The sequence below is a fragment of the Pseudoalteromonas sp. T1lg122 genome, from assembly GCF_002964825.1.
GTDB classification, from domain to species: Bacteria; Pseudomonadota; Gammaproteobacteria; order Enterobacterales; family Alteromonadaceae; genus Pseudoalteromonas; species Pseudoalteromonas gelatinilytica.
Genome location: NZ_PQCG01000001.1, coordinates 511550 through 527624, shown reverse-complemented (window position 1 = coordinate 527624; position 16075 = coordinate 511550). Strand labels below are relative to the sequence as shown.

15 protein-coding genes are annotated in these 16075 nt (G+C 41.1%); 4 read left to right on the top strand and 11 right to left on the bottom strand.

The annotated features are described in order from the left end of the window. Positions 1 to 5 precede the first annotated feature (5 nt). Both C2M33_RS02455 and C2M33_RS02450 read right to left on the bottom strand, forming a co-directional pair. A complete protein-coding gene (locus tag C2M33_RS02455; RefSeq protein WP_158685551.1) occupies positions 6 to 686 on the bottom strand; it encodes an SDR family NAD(P)-dependent oxidoreductase in 681 nt (226 codons plus the stop codon). A gap of 103 nt (positions 687 to 789) precedes the next feature. Next, positions 790 to 1803 carry an AraC family transcriptional regulator gene (locus tag C2M33_RS02450; protein WP_105173607.1) on the bottom strand — a complete coding sequence of 338 codons (1014 nt, stop codon included), beginning with the start codon at positions 1801 to 1803 and terminating at the stop codon, positions 790 to 792. 148 nt (positions 1804 to 1951) lie between these two features. Here C2M33_RS02450 and C2M33_RS02445 point away from each other — a divergent pair, with 148 nt between their 5' ends. The 4 genes from C2M33_RS02445 to ahpF all read left to right on the top strand — a co-directional run bounded on the left by C2M33_RS02445 (position 1952) and on the right by ahpF (position 6017). After that, on the top strand, positions 1952 to 2953 hold the full coding sequence (locus tag C2M33_RS02445) for an NAD-dependent epimerase/dehydratase family protein (RefSeq protein ID WP_105173606.1): 1002 nt from the start codon (positions 1952 to 1954) through the stop codon (positions 2951 to 2953). Between the two features lie 47 nt (positions 2954 to 3000). Next, complete coding sequence (locus C2M33_RS02440; RefSeq protein ID WP_105173605.1) at positions 3001 to 3516, top strand: 2,4'-dihydroxyacetophenone dioxygenase family protein; 516 nt, start codon at positions 3001 to 3003, stop codon at positions 3514 to 3516. Positions 3517 to 3711: 195 nt separating this feature from the next. Next, positions 3712 to 4281, top strand: coding sequence for an alkyl hydroperoxide reductase subunit C (gene ahpC / locus C2M33_RS02435; protein ID WP_063701183.1), 570 nt, complete (start codon positions 3712 to 3714; stop codon positions 4279 to 4281). 155 nt (positions 4282 to 4436) lie between these two features. Further along, on the top strand, positions 4437 to 6017 hold the full coding sequence (ahpF, locus tag C2M33_RS02430; protein ID WP_105173604.1) for an alkyl hydroperoxide reductase subunit F: 1581 nt from the start codon (positions 4437 to 4439) through the stop codon (positions 6015 to 6017). Between the two features lie 84 nt (positions 6018 to 6101). Here the strand turns inward: ahpF and C2M33_RS02425 are convergent, their stop codons facing one another. The 9 genes from C2M33_RS02425 to C2M33_RS02385 all read right to left on the bottom strand — a co-directional run bounded on the left by C2M33_RS02425 (position 6102) and on the right by C2M33_RS02385 (position 16072). Continuing rightward, positions 6102 to 6572 (bottom strand): DM13 domain-containing protein, encoded by a 471-nt coding sequence (locus tag C2M33_RS02425; protein ID WP_105173603.1) that lies wholly within the window; start codon positions 6570 to 6572, stop codon positions 6102 to 6104. Between the two features lie 2 nt (positions 6573 to 6574). Continuing rightward, positions 6575 to 7381: a substrate-binding periplasmic protein gene (locus tag C2M33_RS02420; RefSeq protein ID WP_105173602.1), complete on the bottom strand. Its 807-nt coding sequence runs from the start codon at positions 7379 to 7381 to the stop codon at positions 6575 to 6577. 39 nt (positions 7382 to 7420) lie between these two features. Then, positions 7421 to 9046 carry a methyl-accepting chemotaxis protein gene (locus C2M33_RS02415; protein WP_105173601.1) on the bottom strand — a complete coding sequence of 542 codons (1626 nt, stop codon included), beginning with the start codon at positions 9044 to 9046 and terminating at the stop codon, positions 7421 to 7423. A gap of 200 nt (positions 9047 to 9246) precedes the next feature. Further along, on the bottom strand, positions 9247 to 11445 hold the full coding sequence (locus C2M33_RS02410; protein ID WP_105173600.1) for a carbohydrate-binding family V/XII: 2199 nt from the start codon (positions 11443 to 11445) through the stop codon (positions 9247 to 9249). Between the two features lie 89 nt (positions 11446 to 11534). After that, positions 11535 to 12371 (bottom strand): patatin-like phospholipase family protein, encoded by an 837-nt coding sequence (locus C2M33_RS02405; RefSeq protein ID WP_063701171.1) that lies wholly within the window; start codon positions 12369 to 12371, stop codon positions 11535 to 11537. A 103-nt stretch (positions 12372 to 12474) separates the two neighbouring features. Then, positions 12475 to 12927, bottom strand: a complete 453-nt coding sequence (locus C2M33_RS02400) for an NfeD family protein (RefSeq protein WP_105173599.1) — start codon at positions 12925 to 12927, stop codon at positions 12475 to 12477. Positions 12928 to 12935: 8 nt separating this feature from the next. Further along, positions 12936 to 13889 carry an SPFH domain-containing protein gene (locus tag C2M33_RS02395; RefSeq protein ID WP_063701167.1) on the bottom strand — a complete coding sequence of 318 codons (954 nt, stop codon included), beginning with the start codon at positions 13887 to 13889 and terminating at the stop codon, positions 12936 to 12938. 122 nt (positions 13890 to 14011) lie between these two features. Next, entirely contained in the window at positions 14012 to 14917 is a 906-nt protein-coding gene (locus tag C2M33_RS02390) for a sensor domain-containing diguanylate cyclase (protein WP_063701165.1), read from the bottom strand. A gap of 267 nt (positions 14918 to 15184) precedes the next feature. Beyond that, the gene (locus C2M33_RS02385) at positions 15185 to 16072 is read right to left on the bottom strand and encodes a bile acid:sodium symporter family protein (RefSeq protein ID WP_063701163.1); all 888 of its coding nucleotides are present in this window, start codon (positions 16070 to 16072) and stop codon (positions 15185 to 15187) included. Positions 16073 to 16075 lie beyond the last annotated feature (3 nt).

The window sequence follows — 16075 nt, the reverse complement described above, 5'->3', positions numbered from 1 at the left end:
ATTCCTTAGCGTGTTGTTCTTATTAGTTGTTGTTTTATCAAGCGATCCATCACTGAATCCATTATCCAATTTGGCAAATAACGACTCATGATATAGGTTAGTTTAGATTGTAAGCCTAGGATCACCATTAATTTTTGTTTATCCAAGCCGCGCAAAATGTGTTTTGCAGCATAGGCTGGGTTGGCTAAAGTACTGTGCGTTTTACTTGCGCAAATTAAACTGACTTTTATGTTGTTAGGTTTAAATTTTTTACGGAGTTCTTTGGCTAAAATCAAGGCGCTGGGCTGTGGTGTAAATTGAGTGGCATCAATAAGCGGTGTGGTCAGTGCTAGGTGACTGTTCATGCCCAAGTGTGGCGTGATGACTGTTGCAAAGTGCTGACAAGCAATACTATTTTCGTTACTTAGCTGCTCATAAGTATGGCAGCTGAAAATAGCCAAATCAGGCTTTCCTATCGCTGCAATTGCATTATTCACTTGGGTTTGCAGTGCTTCAGTATCACAGATAGGCGTCGCAAAAAACTCAACGTATTGATAATAATCGGCAAGCTCACCGAGCGATTGTTTAGTTTGTTCGCAAAAATGTAAGTCGAATAATGCAACATCGTCACCTCTAAGAATATATTGCTTTGCCAATTCGAATCCGATACCACTGTTGGCACCGGTAATAAACACTCTTCTTAACATTGCACGACCACTAATTAGCGAAACTAGCTAGTCAATATATATAAATTGTTAACCGAAAACTTAGCTTTACACGACCTGTTTTTAACTTTTTGCGCCAAAAAGGCTAAAGTGATTTACGGTAATCTTTTGGTGGTATGCCATACCAGCGTTTAAACGCACGAGTAAATTCGCTGTAATTAGAAAAGCTTAAGATATCTGAGATGTTCGATAAACTGAGACTAGTTTCAGTTAAATATTGATGTGCTAAATTGCAACGTACATCGTCAACTAACTCACGAAAGGTTGTGTCATGCTTTGTTAAGTGCCGCTGTAAACTACGGGCACTCATTGATAGTTTTTCAGCTATCAGGTTTACACCAAAGTCTTCGTGAAGTAGGTATTGCTTGATCAGCACCTCAACGTGATCTGAAATGTTTTCTCGTTTAGTGTCCTTAAGATCCCCAAGCTGCTGGCTAAGTATCGAAAATAATTGTTTATCTGAGTTTTTGATAGGGATCTTTAAATACTTTCTATCAAATACCACTGCAGTATGGGCACAGTTGAATACCGGGAGTTGACCTAACGCTTGACGATATACGCTAGGATTTTCATTCCCACTATGGGGAAGTTCTAAGCGATGTAGTTTTATTTGGTCATCGGTTAATTGTTTTAATAAATTGACGCCTACGCTCATAGCTAAATCCGCGCCATGGTGAACACTTATTTTTAAACTATTGCGTACTAAAAACGAGAGTTTTACATAGTCTTGACCAACTTCGAGCAGTAAATCAGCACTATTTTGATGTACATGATAGTACTTAGTTAAGTTCTTTAGCGCCATTTCAAGGGTGTCGCAGTTCCCCATCAAGTAACCGACTGAGCCCAAGATATTTAAGCTCTGCCAGCGGCCTAGCTCAAGGCCAAAATAGGGCAGGTTTAACTCTTTAGCCGTGATTTCTAACAGCTGGATCAATTGATGATACTGCACAAAATTATTTGGCTCAGAGAGTTGCTTTCGATCTAAACCAACGCGCGATAGTAGTGCATCAGGGTTCACCAATTTACTTTCGATCAGCTCAATATAACCATGTAGAGCAGATACTCTAATTAGATCAGGTGCGTGTGTTAGCCGGGGCATAGTGTGCTCTTTTTTAGTGCGTTGGCGTAAAAAGTAAAAAAAATTGCGTGAAAAGTAAAGTAAATGATGCCATTAAAGTTTAACAATGTATTAACCAATCAGCCTGCGAACTGCAATTAAGGCTGTAACGTGCTTAGAGGAACACACAATGAACTATTCAAAAGTTTTTATCAGTGGCGGCAATGGTTTTATTGGCCGCACACTCGCACGCTACTTTAAAGCGCATGGGGTCGATGTATGCGGCGTTGATTTAACGCCCTGTGAAGAGTTTAACATTGTTGCAGGTAATTTGAATGAACCAGCGAGTTGGTGCTCATTAATGAATGACTGCGATTTAGTTATTCATACAGCGGCAATTGTTTCAAATGCGTTTAGTTATAAGCAAACATGGCAGGCGAATGTGGGTTGGACGAAAAACTTACTGGATGCAGCGGTGGCTGCAAACACCGTAAAGCGCTTTATTCATATTTCGTCGACGGCCGTCTATGGCAGTGATTGGCAAACTGATATTAAAGAAGATGCACTATTGTTCCCTGATGGCAGAGCCTATAACGATTCGAAAATGATGAGCGAGCATTTATCGCTAAGCTATCATGCCAGTAAAAAGCTCAATGTCACAATAATTCGCCCGGGCGATGTTTATGGGCCCGGTTCAAGACCGTGGATAGCTTACCCATTACAAGAAATTGCTAAAGGCATGTTTATGGTACCAGAGGGCATGTTTGGGCCTGTTTATATTGATGACTTAGTCAAAGGTATTTACCAAAGTGCGATAAGCGACGATGCAAGCGGTGAAATTTTTAATCTATCGGGCCCTGAGCAAGTAACTAACCAAACTTATTTTAATTACTTGGCTCAAGCACAGGGGAAAAAGCACGTCACAGTAGTGAATTTGGCTTTAGCGTTAAAGCTAACAGGGTTTATTGAGTGGTGTTATCACCTAGTTGGTAAAACCACAGATATCAATCCGTCGACCATGCGCATGTTGAGTCGTAAAAGTGCAGCGTATAGTAATGAAAAGGCACAGCATATTTTTGGTTATAAACCTGAATTTACCTTACAGCAAGGTATGCAACATGCTTTGCAGTGGGCGTATGGGCAAGGGCTTTGTAAAAAAGAACCACACACAGATACCGCCACAGCAAATTAAAGACAACTAGTTAACTTATTGAAAGCAAGTGAAAAGAGGGCACACACATGGCATTACCAGATATTATTAATCATCAAGATTTCTTACTGACTATTCATACCAATGATGAAAAGCTGATTAAAAACGCCTTACCAGGGGTACACATTTATCCACTCATGCTGGATTCTGAGAATGGGGTATGGGTCTTACGCGTATTATTTGAGCCAGGCACGGTATTACCAAAGCATTTTCATACCGGTGTTGTACATTTGTATACATTAGCAGGCAGCTGGCACTACACAGAATACCCAGATGATTTACAAGTGGCAGGCAGCTATTTGTTTGAACCAGGCGGTTCGATTCATCAATTTCAAGTACCAGCAGACAACACTGAAGTGACCGATACCTTTATGGTGGTTATGGGGTCTAACATTAACTTTGACCCAGATGGCAACTATATGAACATTATGGATGCAGGTTGGATTGAACAAGTGATGTTAGCAGCTGCAAAAGAGCAAGGAATTGAGCCTAACTACATTAAACCAAAGGTTTATACGGTTTTAGTAAGTAACTTTAATCCCTGAAGAGAAAGCCCTCTATGACGTAAGTGTTTGAGGGCTTTGTAGTTTTTGCTTCTTTTTAATTTTCAATCTAAAAAACAAATCAATTTAATCTAAACAATCAATTTTATTTTAATCGCTCACACCTCTATTGTATTAATCAAGCAGACGCAAGGCTGCGTTAATTAAACATTTTTAAATACATCAATGAGGAATACTATGAGCACTTCATTAATTAACACAAAACTACAACCATTCAATGCAACAGCTTACCACAATGGTGACTTTGTTGAACTAACAGAAAAAGACGTGCTAGGTAAGTGGTCAATCTTCTTCTTCTACCCAGCAGACTTTACTTTCGTATGTCCTACTGAGCTAGGTGATGTTGCTGACTTCTACGAGCAACTACAAGAAATGGGTGTTGAAGTTTATTCAGTATCAACTGACACTCACTTCACTCATAAAGCATGGCACGATACGTCTGACACAATTGGTAAAATCAAATTCCCAATGATCGGTGACCCAACAGGTCGTATTACACGTAATTTCGGTGTGATGATTGAAGACGAAGGTCTTGCTCTTCGCGGTACATTCGTAATGAACCCAGAAGGCGAAATCAAAGTAATCGAAACTCACGACTTAGGCATCGGCCGTAGCGCGAAAGAGTTAGTACGTAAAGTACAAGCTGCACAGTACATTGCTAACCACGACGGTGAAGTATGTCCTGCATCATGGCAGCCAGGTGAAGAGACACTTGCTCCTTCACTAGACCTAGTTGGCAAAATCTAATTTGCCACTGCATTAAACGATAGCAAAGTGTTGCTTTGCTATCTCAATGCAACCTTAATTGCCCATCACAACTCACATTAAGCACATTAGCGGGTGATGGGCAGTTATCCCTAAATTTTTTCTAGATTATTGATTCTGAACTCAAGGGCTAAGCCATGTTAGATACGAATATCAAAAACCAATTAACAAGCCACTTTGCTTCTATTACCAGCCCTGTTGAGCTGCTTATCGCCTTGGATGACAGCAATAAATCAACAGAACTTAAAAACTTAGCAAACGATTTAGCATCGTTAAGCGACAAATTCTCGGTGCGAGATAACCCTAACCAAAGCGTACGTCGTCCGTCTATGGTGGTGTCTTCACCTGTAAACAATACGCAAATCACATTTGCGGGTGTGCCTATGGGCCACGAATTCACGAGCTTGATCCTTGCACTTCTTCACACAGGTGGTCATCCAAGTAAGGCATCAGAGACTGAGATTGAACAAATTAAATCATTACCTGGGCCACTTAACTTTGAAGTGTATATTTCATTAAGTTGTCAAACATGCCCGCAAGTAGTGCAAGCACTGAACTTAATGGCAGCACACAACGAAAACATTACGGCCACTATGATTGATGGTGCCTTGTTCCAAGACGAAGTTAACGAGCGCAATATCCTAGCGGTGCCAGCGGTGTATTTAAATGGCGAGCTGTTTAGTCAAGGTGCAGTTAATCTGACTGATATCTTAAATAAAGTAGATACCAAAGCGGCTGCACGCCAAGCCGAAGCGCTAAACGACAAAGAGTTATTTGACGTACTGGTTGTGGGTGGTGGACCAGCAGGGGCTTCTGCGGCAATTTATTCAGCACGTAAAGGCTTAAATACCGGCGTGGTTGCAGAGCGTTTTGGTGGTCAGGTTTCTGACACGTTAGCAATTGAAAACTTTATATCAGTGAAAGCGACCGAAGGTCCTAAATTAGTTGCTCAACTAGAAGAGCACGTAAAAGAATACGACGTTGATGTTATGCAAAATCAACGTGCGGCATCGCTTACTAAGCAAGGTAATTACCAAATCACGCTAGAAAATGGAGCGGTTTTAAATGCTAAATCAGTGGTATTAGCAACCGGTGCACGCTGGCGTGAAATGAACGTACCAGGTGAAAAAGAGTATCGCGGTCATGGCGTTGCTTATTGTCCTCACTGTGATGGTCCGTTATTTAAAGGTAAAGCTGTTGCGGTGATCGGCGGTGGTAACTCAGGTATTGAAGCTGCAATCGACCTTGCAAACATTGTTGAGCATGTCACCGTGCTTGAATTTGCTGATACTTTACGTGCTGACGAAGTACTTATTCGTAAAGCAAATAGCTTAAAGAACATTACGATTATCAAAAATGCGCAAACGACAGAAGTTGTTGGTGATGGTAAACGAGTAACAGGCTTAAGCTATATTGACCGCATTTCTGGCGATGAAAAATCACTTGAGCTTGCAGGTATCTTTGTGCAAATCGGTTTGGTGCCAAACACTGAATGGTTAAAAGATTCAGGGTTATCACTGACTCGCTTTGGCGAAATCGAAATAGATAGCAAAGGTGCGACATCACTACCGGGTGTTTACGCGGCAGGTGATGCAACAACAACACCGTTTAAGCAAATCATTATTGCAATGGGCAGTGGTGCAACGGCAAGTTTAGGTGCATTTGATTACTTAATTCGCCACAGCGATGAGACTCAAAGCACAGAAGATGCAGCTTAATGACTCTTGATTAGGCAGCTCACACCCATAGCTGCCGCTTTAAAGCCGCCCTCTCCAAAGGCGGCTTTGTTTTTATTAATCCAGCTACTGATATTGCGCTGCGGTTATAAATTCCTCAAAACTTTCACACCAAATAACCACTGTATTGTAATCACTGACATCAATACCTTGTGGTACAACTAATTTAAAGCCATTGAACGAACGCACCCCTGCAACACGCTGCATAGTGCCTTTTTGTGCTAAAAAATCGGCTTCGTTATCAATAAAGTTTCGCGATAGATAAAGTTGATAGTCAGGCCCTGGTGATAACGTGCCTTGCATAGAAATAGCATCATTGGTTAGATACACCATGCCATCACCATAATGAAAGCGATCTGAGCCTTTAAGGTCGGGTTTAAACGTTGCACTAAACTGAGCTCGACCTTGGTGCTGCTTCAAAACCGCAATATCGGGTGCTGGTTGTTCAGTTAAAATAGGTAAACTGTACACGCCAGCTATAAAACCCGCAGCAAAAATCGCCAATGTCATAATGATAATTAGCAGCGCTTTTAGCATGCTTACTCCTTATTTTTTAGCGTGATGATGTGACGTTGCTTTAAAGAAAATTGTTTTTCAACATCACCAAAATATTGCAAATAGAGTTGCTCAAGTTCACCTGATTGCTGCAGTTTTTGCATACCTTGCTCTAGCATATCTCTAATGTGTTGATTCTCTTTGCTTAGGTAAAAGTAATAGTCGCTGGGGTATTGCAACATAATGTTTGGCGCAATGACAAAATTGAACTGTTTTAGTCTATTCAGTTCGGTGCCAATAGCCAGTACTGAGCGTGGAAAGTAATCACCGAGTCCTGTTTCAAGGGCTTTTACCATTCCTGGGTAATCAAGCTCGCCATTAACTGTTAAACCATTGTTTTTCAATACGGTATAATCTGACCAACTTTGTTGTTGCAGGCCAACCAAGGGAGTTAAATCAGCAAGGGTTTTAATGCCGCTAAACTTTTCTTGGTCTTCATGGCGAATAATCAGTAAGCGCTTGCCGTGTAGCCCTTTATAGAGTGGGATTGTCGTTTTGACGAGAGAATCAGTGTGCTCGTGAGGTAAAGAAAGCCATGCTAATGTAATTGTTTTATTGTGACTCAGCTGCTCTACAATACGTTTATTATTCATTGGCTTAACATTGTATAGCAGCACTACATCCGCATCCATTGCGGCAAAACTTTTGTCGAGAATATCGTGAATATATTGGTTTTTTACCGCATCGGTATAATTTGGCTTCGCAAGCTGTATAACAATTTGTTCATGGCAAAAGGCTTGTAGACTCGACAGAGCAAAGGTCATTAGTAATATCAGTATTGCTCTATTCATTATTTCGAGTCTCTGCTTTTTGAGCGCAGTTTTAGACGACTATACTTTGAAAACATGCACCTGCTGTTGTAAACGCGAAGCCAATGAGGCCAATTCTTGGCTGGCTTGCGCATTTTGTTGCGAGCTTTCGCTAACCAGTGAAATGCTACTACTAAATTCATTAATATTACAACTTAGTTCGTTGGCAACAGTGGTTTGCTCATCCGTTGCGGTTGATACTTGGTTGTTCATATCGGCAATAAGTGCCATTTCTTTAGTAATTTCAGTCAGTAATTGTGATGAGCGCTCTGCATATTCAACACTTTGTTTAGCACTTTCGTCTGCATTACCCATGGCGGTAACTGCTTGCTGCGCCATTGCTTGTAGTTTACTGATCATTTCGTTAATACTGGCTGTTGCTTTTTGCGTGTTGTGCGCAAGCTGCCTGACTTCATCGGCCACCACCGCGAAACCGCGACCCGACTCACCTGCGCGTGCTGCTTCAATGGCCGCATTTAATGCAAGTAAATTGGTTTGTTCTGCAACGCCTTGGATCATCATCACCACTTGATTGATATCGGTTGATTGTGTATTTAACTCATTGATTAGTTTTGTATTCGCATTAACGATATGTGATAAACGGTTTATTGCATCGATATTTTCTTGCACAGACTGCTGACCCTGCTTGGCTGTTTTATCAGTGTGAGTGGCTTTTTCTGATGTTGATAATGCATTTGCGGCCACTTGTTCAATGGCACTACTCATTTGTGTAATGGCGGTGGCAATCATCGCTGATTGATGCTCTTGCTCTGTGGCTGTGCTTGCAACTTGGTCGCTAATTGAGTTCATTTGCTCAGCAGCAGATGAAAGGGTGAGAGTGGCGCTCGTTACATCATTTACTAATGCATGAATGCGCTCCATCATGGCATTAAAGTGGTTTGCTGCTTGGGCTATTTCGTCATTACCATGGGTTTTTGCGCGCAGACGTAAATCGGCATTTTCAGAGATAGAACCTATCGTTTCACTTAACGATAACAATGGGTTATGAATAGATCGGTAAATGATAAAGGCAATAGCCAGCAACACAATTATTAAAATGGTGATAGATGCGGTCATAGCGATGGTGACTTGAGCAAAGTCTTTATCTGCGGCGTTTTTAAACTTGTTAGCCTCATTGATTTGTAAGTTTATTAGCCCTTGATAACTTTCACTGAGTGGGTCAAACACATCGTAAAGATTTTTTACGAACACCTCGTTGGGCACTGCTTTAAGTTGGTCACTTTTAACTTGGGTTAAAAACGTGCTGAGTGCGCTTTGTACCACAGCAAGATTCTTTTCCACGATATTAACCAAGCGCTGCTCTTCTGTGGTTAGTTTAGTTCCTAAGTAGCTTTTCCATTTGCTGTCAGCAACGTCTTTTGCATTTTCAACGGCGGCTAGAAAGTCAGTTTTTGAAATTTGCTCAGCACGGTATTTATGGAATAGATCAACAATGCTAACGGCGTAATTGTCCGATACTGTTTTTATTTGTTCAAGGGGGATGACTCTATCGTCATATAAACTGTCGATGCCTTTTACCATGTCCGACATAATAGACATTGTAAAAATAGAGGTGATCACAAAAACTGTAACCGGTAACAAAGCCAAGACGGCTAATCGCGTACGAACGGTGTAGTTATTTAACATGAGCGTGCAAATTTTTGTAAGGACTTAGTATTAAAGCTAATAGAGAAATGGTTTTAAGCAAGTTTTTGCAATTGTTTTGCAGGCTTTTTCTTAAGATAGATATCTATTACGACTTAAAGGTAGCCAAAGAGGGCCGTTGGCTCTGGTTAAGATAACAAAGCCAGTATTTACGCTGGCTTTGCTTTGTTCCTGTTTTTACATTAATGACCGCGATTAGGCATTTGCCGAGGCATCTGTCTTTGTGTATTACGACGCATTTGTTGGCGCTGCATACCTTGCTGACGTGCTCTATTTGCTTGATTTAATTGCTGCATACGATTTTGTTGCCTATTTTGTGTGTGCTGGCGCTGCTGCAATGTTTGCTTCGCTTTACTTTTATCTATACTTTGCAATTTATTTTGTACTTGTTGACGGTCAATATTTTGTGCACGCTCTTTGATTTCTTGCTGTTTATCAGCGGGGATAGTTTGCCATTTACCTTCAACACGTTGTTGCCATTTATCGGCATCATGCTTGAGCACGTTACCTTTTTGGTCGGCGAACACGTTGTTTGCTTTATCGCGTTGGCTGATGGCTGTTTTTAAATCGCGTTTCACTTGCTGCTTCGAAGCAAGACGAGATTTACTTTGATCGCGTTTATAAATGTTATGTCTTGGCTGTTTATCATGATGACCTGGTTTATGGCCAACATTAATTTTGTTACCAATATTGATGTTGCCATTATTAATAATAACAGGGCCGCGGTAACCACCCCCATACCAGCCATTACAGCAATGATAAGGTCGATAATGGGTTGGCCATCCAACATTCCAATTCATCCCTAAATTTAAAAAACCATTGCTCCAACTTAAGCCAAACGACCAACCGGTCCAGTTGTTATAGCCAATATTAAAACCCCACGTTGGTGGGCGAGGGTAGTAGTAGCCACCGCCCCAGTATGGCGGGTAATACCAACCCGTTCCATACACTGGCACGCCATAATAAGGGTATGACCACATGTAACCTGGGTAATAACCAACATACACAACCTCAGGAGTTGACTCGTATATCTCGACGTAAGTGACGTTGTAAACGGGAGAACTTGGAGGAATTTTTGCGATGTCATCTTTTGGAATGCTATCAGCAACAAGCCAAGGCCCTTGCGCGGAATCTGCCTTAAACCACACCGCATTATCGACTGCATAATATTTGCCTTTAATTTGCAGCACTTGTGCATCCGTATTAATGGCATAAGAAACTTGCGTGCCTGGGATACGTTCAAACTTAGGTTTGCCATCATAGTACACAGTTAAACTCGTATCTTTACGGCTGATAGCCGCTGTTTGCGGCACTTTTGCATCTAATACTGCTTCGTCAGCTTCTTCAGTACCAGCAACTGAAACTCTGAGACCACCTAAATCTGATTCAGGTGGAATATTGGCAAAGCTTTCTGGTAGTTCGTCGCCACGTACAAATGTCCAAGGGCCTGTTTGTTGTTTTGCGCGATACCAGCGCCCAGATAATAAGACATACATGTTATTCGTTTGCATTTCACGTAGCCACGGGGTTTCAGTGTTAAACACATACATGAGCTCGCCACCGGTTAGGCTTTTCCATTTAGCTGCGCCATCAGTTGCAATAAGCTCTGTGGGTTTAGTGGCTACAACAATGGCTGGTGGTGCACTTAGATCTGAGCTTTCGGTATCTTTAGGGAGCATTTTTACAAGTTCAGCAGGTGGCGACTGAGTATAGTCATAAGGCCCTTTGGCTTGTTTTGCCTGATACCAAAATTGCCCATCGGTGAGATAACAAAGTTTACTTTTGCTATCTTTAATCACTGTCATGGCGGTGTTTAAAGCACGCTCATATTGGCTGTTTTCAATCTGACTAAACTTAGGTTCACCATCAAAACTCAGTAATACCGACAGTTGCTCTTTGAAAATAATCGTTGGAGGGTCGGTTTTTAATTGCGTTAAACTTTGTTCTGCTGCTTCTGCACTCTCAAGGCTGGCGGTAAGTTGCGAAAGCGAGGTTTCGAATTGACTGGCTTTTATTGCTTCATTAACGACAGCAGTAAATTTTTGTTCTCCTGCATCTTTTGATTCAGGCCAGCGTACATCGGTGACAATCATATTGCGAACAGTGACGGTATCGTTTTCGCGATCAGTATCTAGTTTAGCGGTAAACCAAAATACGCCAAACACAGCGTCATTGCCTGAAAATGAAAATGACATTGCTGCACGGGCTGTTAAAGTATTACCGTTGAGTTTCTCTGGTTGGGGTTGATAAACAATGAGTGTGCCTTGTGATGTTTGCACTTGTTGAGGCCACTCAATAGCTTGGCTAAAAAATGAAAATAAACATAGAAAAGAGAGTATTAAAACCCTGAAGGCAGTAATAAAAGTTAAGGGGAGTTTCATGGTCAATCCTTGGCTAACGTAACTCTTTAAAGTATAGCCAATGACCTCGAAAACGCTTGAAGATTGTTCCTGTTTTTTAATGCGTTAGCTTAGGCAACTTGAGTTAAAAAATGTGTACCCGCATTTAAGCCCATTTCATAGCCCGCACTGAGTTTTTCAAATGATTTCGTTGTTCGACCAACTGCAAAGTTGGGGGGCGGTGCAATAATATTAATTTTACAATCGCTTGGCGGGTTGGTAATAAAATCAATGCTTTGATTGTAATTTTCTGCACGCCTTAAGGTGGCTTCAGCTAATGCCGGGGTCTTCTTATAAAGACGTTTAACAAACCAAGGCGCTTTAGAAGGCTTTTTCTTATAGCCAAGAGGCTGAGATAAAATAACGGTGATTTCTTTATTACCCATCTCGTATGCTTTACGAATAGGAATAGAATCTGCCACGCCACCATCAGTAAGCTGTAAATTGTCGATAACGGGAAATTCTCGATATGCAATAGGCAACGCGCATGAGGCTTTTAATTGCTGTTCAAGATGAGTGGCACTTGCTTTTAAGTACTCTGCCTGCCCAGTTTGTATATTGGTTGTGACAATATAAAACTCACTGGCTTGTTTTTCGAAGGTGTCGAGATCTAGGCGAATATCACGGATGGTTTCTTGCCAGAGCCAGTCTAAATCAAACAGGTGGCCACCTTTAATAAAACGAACAAAATCAATAAATTCAGGTCGGCAAGAGTAATCAGTAATCACTGCATGGTTACGTTTGTATTGGGCGCACAGATAAGCGGCAATGTTAGTAGCTCCGGCAGAAACACCATAGCATTGATTAAAAGGTTGGTAATTAGCTTGAATAAAAGCATCCAGGACGCCAGTGGCAAAAATACCACGCATTGCGCCACCTTCTACAACGAGTGCCTTGTTATTGTTCATTTTCGCAACCTTGCTTGTAACCGTGAGTGCCTCTAACCATAGCAAACACGGTTACAAAACTAAATAGAGTTTTGACTCTAAGTGAGGTTTGACTCAAGCTGAGTTATACCGCCTCTACCCAAAGTATACCAACTTGTTTGTCGGTCACTTTTACTGTGCTACCCGCAGCAATGGGAGAATGACTTTTTAACTGCCATGTAATACCCGAATACTGATGTGTGGTTAACCCTTTATCATCAACATCTGCGTTAACGACAAAGGTAAGCTCAGCAAAGTCACTGTGTATCGGCTTAGTATCGGTTTTATCTTGCATGCGTTTGAGTGGTTGCCAAAGTACCACTGCAAAGCCAAGAGTAAACACTATATTGCTCCAAAGCGCGGTGGTGTAGCTCGAGTCTAAAAGGCCTGTATTCATTAGTAAGCCGCTGGCAAATAAAGATAAGCCTAAAAACAATAATACGTAGGTACTCATACCCAGTACCGCTACTTCAACAATTAGTGCGATAACACCTAAAATCATTAAGGCTTCGGCTAAATGCGTATCTAAAAATGCCATCAGTTCACCTAACTTTGTTGCTTTTTATTCAAAGAGTTAATAATAGACATACCTTGAGCAACCAGTGAGCTTGCATCGGTACCGCTCTCAGGAAGTAATACCACAGATGATTCACGAGCAATCGCTTCTTTAGCGGCAATGGCTTTAGTGGCTAGGTCTAGTTGAATTGCTTTTTGGCCTTGCTCTGTATCGGCGGCTTCACCTACTTTACGAAGTGCATCTGCCTGCGCTTCAGCAACGGCGATAATCGCTTTAGCTTCACCTTCAGCGCGTAAGATTTGCTCTGCTTTTTCAGCTTCTGCTGCAAGAACTTGCGCTTGCTTCTTACCTTCTGCCACGTTGATAGCAGACTGACGATCACCTTCAGACTCTAAAATTTGTGCACGTTTCACACGCTCAGCTTTCATTTGTGCTTCCATTGCTTCCATTACAGAGTTTGGTGGTACAATATCTTTTATCTCGTAACGTAAAACCTGAATACCCCAAGGCTCAGAAGCTTGGTTAATCGCCGTAACTATGTTGGTGTTTAACATGTCACGTTCTTCAAAGGTTTTATCTAGCTCCATTTTACCAAGCTCAGAACGCATCGTTGTTTGTGATAGCTGAGTAACCGCAAACACATAGTCATCAACACCATAAGTAGCTTTATACGGGTCAAGCACGCGGAAATACAGCACACCATCGACGATAAGCGAGATATTATCTTTTGTGATAGCTGACTGCGAAGGCACATCTTGCGCTTGTTCTTTTAAACTGCGATCAGCGGCAATTCGGTCGATAAATGGCACAATAAAGTTTAAGCCCGCTTCTTTGGTTGAATGGTACTTACCAAAACGCTCGATTAACCAAGCACGGTTTTGCGGCACAAATTTAACGCTGCTTTTTAGTAGCACTAAAATAAAAATTAGAATAAAGACTTCTACATTTAACAAGAGGTCTAAAATACTTGAAATGGGATCCATGTACTTTCCTTAATACAATTACTATTATTTTTCACTGCTCAGATTACCACCACAAAGCAAAGCACGCTAATGATTTGTAATTGCAACCAGCTTAAGAGTCGTCTAATTATTTAGGATTTGTATTAATACTTAAGTGCATGTTTTATCAAATACATATGTTGGTCAGCTTGTGCAACGATTTCATCGGCTGTTTTTTGCGTGCCTAAAAACATGGTGACGCCAACACTGGCTGAGCCCTTATAGCTGATATCTTGAAGAATAAATTTAACCTCGATAGCCGTTTGTAATTTATCGGCAACACGATGAGCGTTGTGTTTAGCTGTTTGCTCATCACGACCAAGCCCTTCAAGTAATACAACAAACTCATCGCCACCAATGCGGGCTAAACAGTCTTTTTCGCGCACAACCGTTTTCATTCGATTAGCAATTTCAACAAGATAAGCATCGCCTGTGTTGTGGCCATATTGGTCGTTTAACTTTTTAAACTTATTCAGGTCGATAAATATCACCGCGCCGTAGTTTTGGTCGCGCTTGCTCATTTGTAACGCAAGCGATAAACGAATATAAAAATAGCGGCGGTTTAAAAGTTCAGTTAACGGGTCGGTAGAGGCAGCATAAAGGAGTTGTTCTTCAAGGTGTTTTCGTTCGGTAATGTCTGTAGCAATACCTAAAATGCCGATGACTTTGTTCGGCTCTGTGTCACAAATAATAGGGGTTTTCACTTCCCAGAAAATATATTGATGTCCGTCAGGAAAGGTTAGCTTAACTTCTTCACGAGTCCGTTCACCGCTAAGCACTCGTTTGTCTATTTTCGCTAGTTTTTTTACGTCAGAAATTGGGAAGAAGTCAACATCACTCTTATGTTGTAATTCCTGCTCAGAGCAGGCAAATAAACCCAAGGTAAGCTTATTAGCATAAACGTAATGCCCGAGTTCATTTTTTATATAAACGTATGCGGGTACGTTATCAAGTGCAAACTTTAATTCAGCAATATGGACGGGCAGTTTAGAGTTTTTAAGTTCGGCCACAATATGTCCCTATATAACAAGCCATAAATTGATAGTGAACGAAAATATCTTAATAAACAAGACTGACCACAAGGCTAAATTTATAACTAATAATTTAGGTATAGTTTTGAAAAATAAATAAAAAATTAATAGTGAGGATGGGTGATGAACTTTGTTATTAGGTTTGTTTTAGCTCGTTTGGTTATCTTAATTTTTAACTGTTTTTTATTACTTTGTGATTTCTGAATGATTAAAAACCTCCTTGTTTTTAGTCATCACTCTTGGCTTTTATGCCTTGTTGAGAATGGCAAGGTGTTTTGTCTGATGCGCGCTAAATAAACGACAAAAAATATAACCCGTCACAAACATTGATAAGCTATAAGTTGCACCAGGAATTGCCATAGCGGCATTATTGATTAAGGTACTCGCAATTAAAATGGCAAGAGTGCCATTTTGTAGCCCAACTTCAACCGCAATGCTCATTTGTTGCTTGTGATCTAAGCCCGATATTTTTGCAAAAAACAACCCTAGTAACAGCGTGCTGAGGTTTAATGTCAGCGTTGCAATGCCGCTAGTCGCAAAAAAGCTCAGCATTTGGTCGGCATTTTTATGAATAATGCTAAGCACTATCACAATTAAGAATACGCTCGAAAAACGACGGATAAAGGGTTCTATTTTCAAGCTGAAATGGGCTTTAAAATGATTAAAGACCATCCCTAAACAAACAGGAAGCACCGTTATCATCAGCATTTGCACTATGGTTTTAATCACTGGCAAAGCGAATTCGTGGCCCGGCACACTCAACGTTTGCATGGCAAAATGCATAATTAGTGGCAAGGTAAACGGTGAGATAAATGTGGCTAGCGTTGTAAGACTTATTGACAACGCAACATCCCCTTTGAATAAATAGGTATAGAGGTTTGAAGTCACACCGCCAGGGCAGCAAGCCACTAAAATCAGACCTATAGCGAGCTCTGGGGTTAGGGTAAAACTCATTGCTAATAAAAACGCAACGCTTGGCAATAACAGTAGTTGGCAGCTTAAGCCTATTGAAAGTGCTTTGGGGCTAATAAATAATGCCCCAAAGTCTTGCTTTTTAAGCCCTAACCCCATGCCAAACATGATGATAAATAGTGCTAAAGGCAGCACTATTTTAGTCATGATATCAATTTGCATGGT